The following is an 8560-nucleotide window of genomic DNA, read 5'->3' as shown; positions in this document are numbered from 1 at the left end:
CGATGAACCCTGGGGCCACCGAGTTTACCGTAATCGAACGCGAACCGACTTCACGCGCCAGAGCACGGCTGAAACCTTCCAGACCAGCCTTGGCGGCAGCGTAGTTTACTTGGCCTGCGTTGCCCATGGCACCCACAACCGAACCAATACTGATAATTCGGCCCCAACGGGCTTTGGTCATGCCGCGCAAAACRCCCTTGGACAGGCGGAACAGACTGTTCAGATTGGTATCGACAACGTCGTGCCACTCGTCGTCTTTCATGCGCATCATCAGGTTATCGCGGGTGATACCGGCATTGTTGACCAGGATCGCCGGCGCACCGAACTGCTCCTGGATGCTCGCCAGAACAGCCGCCACGGACTCGTCGCTGGTGACGTTGAGTTCCAGGCCAGTGCCCTGAATACCGTTTTCCTTCAGGGTCGCGGCAATGCGCTCGGCACCCGACGCGGAGGTCGCGGTACCCACAACGATGGCGCCCTGACGACCCAGTTCCAGGGCGATAGCCTGGCCGATGCCACGGCTCGCACCGGTGACCAGTGCAACTTTACCTTGCAGACTCATGCAAGCTTCTCCTGATTCAGGCCAACGCTGCACGGGCGGCAGCGAAAGCGTCTGGGGTATTGAGGTTGGATGTCGACACGCCTTCGGCGCAACGCTTGTTCAGACCCGCCAGCACTTTGCCCGGGCCGCACTCGACCAGATTGGTCGCGCCCTTGGCTGCCAGCGCCTGTACGGATTCGACCCAGCGTACTGGCTTGTACAGCTGTTCGAGCAGATCGCGCTTGAGGGTTTCCAGATCGGCCGACACCTGGGCACTGACGTTCTGCACCACAGGGATCTGTGGTGCCTGCCAGTCGATCGCGGCGATCGATTCGGCGAAACGCTCGGCAGCCGGACGCATGAGCTCGCAATGGGACGGCACGCTGACCGGCAACGGCATGGCGCGCTTGGCGCCACGCGCCTTGCAGCCTTCGATGGCGCGCTCGACGGCAGCCTTGGCACCGGCGATGACCACCTGGCCCGGCGAGTTGAAATTCACCGCGCTGACCACCTCGCCTTGCGCCGCTTCGGCACAGGCCGCCAGTACGTCGGCATCGTCCAGGCCCAGGATGGCAGCCATACCGCCTTGTCCGGCCGGCACGGCTTCCTGCATCAGCTGGCCACGACGCTCGACGAGCTTCACTGCATCGCCCAGGCTCAGACTGCCTGCCGCGACCAGCGCGCTGTATTCACCCAGGCTGTGACCGGCGACATAAGCCGGACGCGCACCACCTTCCGCCAGCCATAGACGCCACAGGGCGATCGAGGCGGTCAGAATGGCCGGTTGGGTTTTATCGGTTTGATTGAGTTGCTCTTCCGGCCCTTGCTGGGTCAGTGCCCACAGGTCGTAACCCAGTGCATCGGAAGCTTCTTTGAATGTTTCGAGAACAACCGGATGTTGCGCGCCCAGCTCGGCCAGCATGCCGAGGGACTGCGAACCCTGTCCTGGAAAGACGAATGCGAGGGAAGCAGACATGTAACAAGCCCCTAATGATCTTGTCGTCGGAGAATTGGCGTCCCGCTTGGGGGCGCAAGAAACTGACAGTTGGATGGCCCATCGAACCAACCGGTCACATTTAAGCATTGTCCGACGAAAACGCCTAAAGCAATAAATTCTCCAGACGACCGTGAATGCGTTCAGGCAGGTTTTCCTGAATTTCGATCAGTGCGCGCTGAATGGCGCTTTGAAAACCCTGCACTCCGGCAGAACCGTGGCTCTTCACCACGATCCCCTGCAATCCGAGAAAGCTCGCGCCGTTATGCCGGGCAGGTGCCAGATCGGCCTGCAGACGTTTCATCAAGGGCAGCGCCAGCGCGCCGACCACGCGAGAGGCCACGTTCTTCCTGAACAACGCCTCGATGCGCCCGRCAATCATGGTCGCCAGGCCTTCGCTGGATTTGAGCAGGATGTTGCCGACAAAACCGTCACACACCACCACATCCGCTTCGCCGCGGTACAAACCATCACCTTCGACGAAACCGATGTAATTGATGCCGCGAGCGGCCTGTAACAAAGTGGCGGCCAGCTTGACCTGCTGGTTGCCCTTGATGTCTTCGGTGCCGATATTCAGCAACGCCACCCGTGGACGCGCTATGCCCAGCGTTTGCGCAGCAACCGAGCCCATCACCGCAAACTGCAGCAGATGCTCGGCACTGCAATCGACGTTGGCACCCAGGTCGAGTAATTGGCAGTAACCCTTCTGTGTCGGAATCGCCGCCACCATGGCCGGACGATCAATACCCGGCAAGGTCTTGAGCACGAACCGCGACAACGCCATCAACGCCCCGGTATTGCCGGCACTGACACAGGCTTGGACTTTGCCGTCGCGCAACAATTCCAGGGCTACACGCATCGACGAGTCAGGTTTGCCACGCAAGGCCTGGGTGGGTTTTTCGTCCATGGTAATGACTTCGCTCGCAGGGGCAATCGACAGGCGCGCGCGATCCACAGCCGAATGGCCAGCGATCAATTCTTCAAGTAGGGAGGGTTGACCGACGAGGGTCAGGTGCAGCGAGGGTGTAGCAGACAGGCAAGCAAGGCTGGCCTGAACAATGCTGCGGGGACCGAAGTCCCCGCCCATTGCGTCAATCGCGATGACTTGAGCGGACAAGTGATTACTCGTCAGCGCCCTTGTCGATCACTTTACGACCACGGTATACGCCTTCTGGCGATACGTGGTGACGCAGGTGAACTTCACCGGTGGTTTTTTCTACAGACAGGGTGCTAGCCTCGAGAGCGTCGTGCGAACGGCGCATGTCACGGGCAGAGCGGGATTTTTTGTTCTGCTGAACAGCCATAATTGATTAACTCCTAAACGTTTGGGTCACGCTTTAACTGCGCCAATACACTGAACGGGTTGGACCGCGTTACCTCGTCCTCGCTCGGTTCGGGCTCATCTGCTCCCGCCGGCTGCTGGCATTCTTCCGGATGATGAGCAGGCACAATGGGCAAGGCGAGCAGAAGCTCCTCCTCGATCAGTGACTGCAGATCCAAAGGATCTTCGCCCAGTTCCAGCACGTCATAACCTTTCGGCAACGACTGGGTATTCGCACCCTCCTTCACCACGGCGTAACTGCATTCGCTATGGATCGGCAGGGTGACCAGCTCAAGACAACGCTGGCAAACCATTTTGACTTCAGTGTCGATAAAGCTGTGGATAACCACAGATTTACGTTCATCTCGTTCAAAAACGAATTTAGCCTGCACCGTACCGACATTGTCGGAAAGCGGGTCGCAGAGTCTCTCCAAATCGGCCAGCAGCATTTCACCTTGAAGGGTGGTGCCACGATCAGCCAATTTGCGCGGGTCAACGTGAGGTGGAATCGGGTCATTCAACATAGGCGCAGCATTATAGGGATGCACCCGCCCATGTCAAAGGAAATTCAGCCCTGTCCGTCACTTGGAAGCCTCGCTAGAATCCGCACCTGCCTTCTGGAGATGCGCATGCTGCCTTTATTACTCGCTTCTGGCTCGGTCTATCGCCGGGAATTGCTGGCCCGTTTGCAGTTGCCTTTCACGTGCAGCTCGCCGGATATCGACGAAAGCCATCGCCCTGGCGAATCCGCCATCGAACTGGTCAAGCGCCTCGCCGAAGAGAAAGCGCGCGCCCTGGCCGACAGCCATACCGCTCATCTGATAATCGGATCCGACCAGGTCGCCGTACTGGGAGAGCGGATTATCGGCAAGCCCCACACGTTCGAAAAAGCCCGTGAGCAACTACTGRCCGCCAGCGGTGCCCGCGTGACGTTCCTGACCGGCCTGGCCCTGCTCAACAGCCAGACCGGACACTGCCAGGTCGATTGCGTGCCGTTCACCGTACACATGCGCACACTCGATACGACCCGCATCGAACGCTACCTGCACGCCGAGCAACCCTACGACTGCGCAGGCAGCTTCAAGGCCGAAGGCCTGGGGGTCAGCCTGTTTCGCAGCACCGAGGGGCCTGACGCCACCAGCCTGATCGGCCTGCCACTGATTCGCCTGATCGACATGTTGCTGGCCGAAGGCGTGCAAATCCCCTGACCCCCAATAAAAAATCGGCCTCGCAAGCTCAAGCTCGCTCCCACAAGGTTTGCGGCGCTCAAACACTCAACTGACTGGCATTAGCCTCGCAGGCCGGTTTTTCATGTCACCGCAGTATCAGCGCAACGACGGACCGTTAAAGCCCATCCACATCGCCAAATGCTCAGCCACGCTGGCACCGAGCTTTTTCGAGAAGCGATCGAACGGCGACTCCTGCACAGTGAAGTCCACCAGCTCTTTCTCGCCGATCACATCCCGCGCAACCGAACTGGCATTACCCAGCCCATCGATCAACCCCAGCGGCAGCGCCTGCTCGCCGGACCAGACCAGACCGGAGAACAGCTCCGGATGATCCTTGTCCTTCAGGCGATCGCCGCGCCCCTGCTTGACGCTGCTGATGAACTGTTTGTGGGTCGTATCGAGCACGCCTTGCCAGAAGGCGGTTTCTTCCGGCTTTTGCGGCAGGAACGGATCGAGGAACGACTTGTGTGCGCCAGCGGTGTAGGTGCGCCGCTCGACGCCCAGCTTCTCCATGGTGCCGACAAAACCATAACCGGCCGCCGTCACACCGATGGAGCCGACCAGGCTGGCCTTGTCGGCGTAGATCTGATCTGCCGCGCTGGCGATGTAGTAAGCACCGGAAGCCCCGAGATCGGAAATGACCGCATACAGCCTGGTGTCCGGATGCAGGCCGCGCAGACGACGGATCTCGTCATAGACATAGCCCGACTRCACCGGACTGCCACCCGGGCTGTTGATGCGCAGGATGACGCCCTTGACCTTCTCGTCCTCGAAAGCCGCACGCAGGCTGCCAACGATAYTGTCTGCGCTGGCCGGCTCCTTGTCGGCAATCATGCCCGTCACATCGATCAGCGCCGTGTAATGAGCACTGCGGGTGGCGGCTTTTTCCATATCCATCAGCGGCGAAAACAGAATCATTGCGCCAATCAGATACACAAAAGTCAGCAGTTTGAAGAATATTCCCCAGCGACGGGACCGGCGCTGCTCCTGCACTCCGGCCAGCAGCGTCTTCTCCAGCAACTTCCAGCTTTTCTCGTCACCGCTCTCTGCGCTCGCCTTGGCGGGCGCCTTCCATTCGTCGGCCATGCCATCCACCCCAAAAACAACCGGTTAAGCCCGCTGACTCAGCCAGGCATGCAATTCTGAAAAACGATCGATGGCCAGCCGCGGCTCATACAACTTCAACGCATCGATCGATTGAGCGCCATAGCTGACAGCCACCGAACCCATGCCGGCGTTGCGCGCCATCTGCAAGTCAAAGGATGAATCACCAACCATCAACGCCTGCTCCGGGCGAACCTCGCAATGAGCGAGAATCTGCTCGAGCATCAGCGGATGGGGCTTGCTGGCGGTCTCGTCGGCAGCGCGGGTGATATCGAAATAATTCTCCCAGCCATGGGACTTCAACACCCGATCCAGCCCGCGACGGGCCTTGCCGGTCGCCACAGCCAGATGATAACCCTCGACACGAAATGCCTCGAGCGACTCGACCACGCCCTCGAACAGCGGCGAAGGCACAGCTTCCGACGCAATGTAATGTTCAGCATAGTGCTCACGGAACGCGATCAACTCGCCGTCACCAATCTCGGGATACAGCGTGCGGATCGCTTCCGGCAAGCCCAGACCGATAATGCCCTTGACGGCAAAATCATCGCGCAACTCAAACCCGGAACGCTGCGAGGCAACGTGCATCGCCTCGACAATCCGCCCAATGGAATCGGCCAGCGTGCCGTCCCAATCGAAGATCAGCAGCTTGTAATCAGATGGGCGCACTCAATCGCTCCACGGTTTTGGCCCACATCTCGTCGACCGGCGCTTGCAGCTTCAGCTCACCGCCATCGGGAAGTGGTACGGTCAGCATGTAGGCGTGCAGGAACAGACGCTTGCCGCCCAGATCACGAATTTCCTTACTGAAATCGTCATCGCCGTACTTGGTGTCGCCGGCAATGCAGTGCCCGGCGTGCAACGTGTGGACGCGGATCTGGTGAGTGCGACCGGTGATCGGCTTGGCTTCAATCAGAGTGGCAAAGTCGCCAAAGCGACGCAGGACCTTGAACACGGTCACAGACTCCTTGCCCTCCTCCTCGTCGACCTCGACCATGCGCTCACCGGAGCGCAGATTGCTCTTGCCGAGCGACGCTCGAACCTGCTTGATCGAGGACGCCCAGTTACCGCGAACCAGCGCCATATAGCGCTTATCGACGCCATCACCGCGCAAGGCCGTGTGCAAGTGACGCAGCATGCTGCGCTTCTTGGCGATCATCAGCAGGCCGGAGGTGTCACGGTCGAGACGATGAACCAGTTCGAGTTCCTTGCAATCGGGACGCAACTGACGAAAGGCTTCGATTACTCCGTAATTCAAGCCGCTGCCGCCATGAACGGCGATGCCGCAAGGCTTGTTGATCACGATCAGCGCCTTGTCTTCGAAGACAATCGAGGCTTCGAGTCGCTGCAGCAGGCCTTGTGCCAGCGGCACCGGCTCGTCGCGCTCAGGCACGCGAACCGGCGGCACGCGCACGATATCGCCCGCCTGCAGCTTGTACTCGGGCTTGATCCGACCTTTGTTCACGCGCACTTCGCCCTTACGCAAAATGCGGTAAATCAAGGTCTTGGGCACGCCTTTGAGTCGGGCGAGAAGGAAATTATCAATGCGTTGGCCGGCATATTCCGGCGAGACCTCAAGCAGTTGTACGCCTGGAGTCGGGAGGGTAGTCGTCGTCATGCCGCGGATGATAACAATTTTTTATGGAATTGAAGCACTTAATCATTGCTGCTATAGTCGCGAACGTCGCCAAAAGCGGCCTGGACAGCGGACCAACGGTCAAAAACCGGCCCTGACCAACGCAATTCACCAGGACGCGAGGCCGTCCTACGGGGCTTTCGCTACGTAACGGTGGAGTTTGCAGGTGTAACGAGCGCAGGTGACATGAGGCCTGAATCACGCCACAAAGCAGAGTATTCCACTCGTTTTGCGAGCCATATTCACGGCCAGTTCACAAAGTGCAGTCAGCTGCGAATGACCCCGAGCGAAGGCATCGGAAACAACGCCTAAATTAGCCATGATGCGTGACCTCCCCTTTCGGAGCTCACGGTAAATGCCAACCCGCTGCGGATTCTGCGCGCGGCAGCACCCGAATTATCAGGGATACGTGTAGGGTGGAGATGCACAACCGCCGGACTGTGTAGCAACAGGCTTTCTCAAGACGCTTCATCTCGTCCACAGCCGCTGGTTGATTCCTCCTCCTGACTGAGTGCTTAAGTAGCCACAGCAAGCAGGACGCGTACGTCGCGATGAAGGCCCACATTGGCCGGACTTCGCTGGACACGGGAAATGGCCAACCACTCCCGACGCACCTGACACCGACCGTGAGAAGTCGTGTGTGCCGAACGCCGTTTCCGGCAGCCCGGAAACCGACGGTACTACATGAAAAGAATGCTGATTAACGCAACTCAACCCGAAGAGTTGCGTGTTGCACTGGTAGATGGCCAGCGCCTCTATGACCTGGACATCGAATCCGGTGCACGCGAGCAGAAGAAGGCCAACATCTATAAAGGCCGGATTACTCGCATCGAACCAAGCCTCGAGGCTGCCTTTGTCGATTTCGGCTCTGAGCGCCACGGCTTCCTGCCCCTCAAAGAAATCTCCCGCGAATACTTCAAGAAAGCCCCCGAAGGTCGCGTCAACATCAAGGACGTCCTGAGCGAAGGCCAGGAAGTCATCGTTCAGGTCGAAAAAGAAGAACGTGGCAACAAGGGCGCCGCCCTGACCACCTTCATCAGCCTGGCCGGTCGTTACCTGGTACTGATGCCGAACAACCCGCGTGCCGGCGGTATTTCCCGTCGCATCGAAGGCGAAGAGCGCAACGAACTGCGTGAAGCCCTGAATGGCCTGGTTGCCCCGGCCGACATGGGCCTGATCGTGCGCACTGCCGGCCTGGGCCGCAGCAGCGAAGAAATGCAGTGGGACCTCGACTACCTGCTGCAACTCTGGACCGCCATCAAGGAAGCTTCGCTGGACCGCGCCGCGCCGTTCCTGATCTACCAGGAAAGCAACGTGATCATCCGCGCGATCCGCGACTACCTGCGCCAGGACATCGGCGAAGTGCTGATCGACAGCGTCGAAGCCCAGGACGAAGCCCTGACCTTCATCCGCCAGGTGATGCCGCAGTACGCCAGCAAGATCAAGCTGTACGAAGACAGCGTTCCGCTGTTCAACCGCTTCCAGATCGAAAGCCAGATCGAAACCGCTTTCCAGCGCGTCGTCGAACTGCCTTCCGGCGGTTCCATCGTCATCGACCCGACCGAAGCCCTGGTGTCCATCGACATCAACTCGGCGCGCGCCACCAAAGGCAGCGACATCGAAGAAACCGCCCTGCAAACCAACCTTGAAGCGGCCGAAGAAATCGCCCGTCAGTTGCGCCTGCGCGACATCGGCGGCCTGATCGTCATCGACTTCATCGACATGACCCCTGCCA

Annotated in this window: 10 protein-coding genes; 2 read left to right on the top strand and 8 right to left on the bottom strand. The window is 59.4% G+C overall.

Annotated elements, in window-relative coordinates; translation table 11 throughout:
• From ACXRVY_RS18145 to ACXRVY_RS18125, 5 genes are all read right to left on the bottom strand, one after another.
• On the bottom strand, nt 1–562 hold a 562-nt coding region (locus ACXRVY_RS18145; RefSeq protein WP_458237910.1), incomplete at its 3' end, for a 3-oxoacyl-ACP reductase family protein.
• A 16-nt stretch (nt 563–578) separates the two neighbouring features.
• Nucleotides 579–1517: an ACP S-malonyltransferase gene (fabD, locus tag ACXRVY_RS18140; protein WP_046037471.1), complete on the bottom strand. Its 939-nt coding sequence runs from the start codon at nt 1515–1517 to the stop codon at nt 579–581.
• Between the two features lie 124 nt (nt 1518–1641).
• On the bottom strand, nt 1642–2652 hold the full coding sequence (plsX, locus tag ACXRVY_RS18135; RefSeq protein ID WP_458237909.1) for a phosphate acyltransferase PlsX: 1011 nt from the start codon (nt 2650–2652) through the stop codon (nt 1642–1644).
• 4 nt (nt 2653–2656) lie between these two features.
• A complete protein-coding gene (rpmF, locus tag ACXRVY_RS18130) occupies nt 2657–2839 on the bottom strand; it encodes a 50S ribosomal protein L32 (protein WP_003179396.1) in 183 nt (60 codons plus the stop codon).
• Nucleotides 2840–2852: 13 nt separating this feature from the next.
• Entirely contained in the window at nt 2853–3380 is a 528-nt protein-coding gene (locus tag ACXRVY_RS18125) for a YceD family protein (RefSeq protein WP_007942001.1), read from the bottom strand.
• 105 nt (nt 3381–3485) lie between these two features.
• Between ACXRVY_RS18125 and ACXRVY_RS18120 the strand changes: the two genes are divergently transcribed.
• Nucleotides 3486–4064: a Maf family protein gene (locus tag ACXRVY_RS18120; RefSeq protein WP_458237908.1), complete on the top strand. Its 579-nt coding sequence runs from the start codon at nt 3486–3488 to the stop codon at nt 4062–4064.
• Between the two features lie 117 nt (nt 4065–4181).
• On the opposite strand, the gene ACXRVY_RS18115 is transcribed toward ACXRVY_RS18120, so the two are convergent.
• Genes ACXRVY_RS18115 through rluC form a run of 3 tightly spaced genes read right to left on the bottom strand, consistent with a single transcriptional unit; the run spans nt 4182 to nt 6807 of the window.
• On the bottom strand, nt 4182–5171 hold the full coding sequence (locus ACXRVY_RS18115) for a S49 family peptidase (RefSeq protein WP_458237907.1): 990 nt from the start codon (nt 5169–5171) through the stop codon (nt 4182–4184).
• 24 nt (nt 5172–5195) lie between these two features.
• Nucleotides 5196–5858: an HAD-IA family hydrolase gene (locus tag ACXRVY_RS18110; RefSeq protein WP_223459604.1), complete on the bottom strand. Its 663-nt coding sequence runs from the start codon at nt 5856–5858 to the stop codon at nt 5196–5198.
• Entirely contained in the window at nt 5845–6807 is a 963-nt protein-coding gene (gene rluC / locus ACXRVY_RS18105) for a 23S rRNA pseudouridine(955/2504/2580) synthase RluC (protein ID WP_223459606.1), read from the bottom strand. Before rluC ends, ACXRVY_RS18110 begins: the two co-directional genes overlap by 14 nt.
• A 702-nt stretch (nt 6808–7509) precedes the next feature.
• Here rluC and ACXRVY_RS18100 point away from each other — a divergent pair.
• A partial coding sequence (locus tag ACXRVY_RS18100) for an Rne/Rng family ribonuclease (RefSeq protein ID WP_458237906.1) occupies nt 7510–8560 on the top strand: 1051 nt, incomplete at its 3' end.

The sequence above is a fragment of the Pseudomonas sp. P5_A2_2 genome (assembly GCF_054177685.1).
This window is presented reverse-complemented; position numbering and strand designations above follow the sequence as displayed.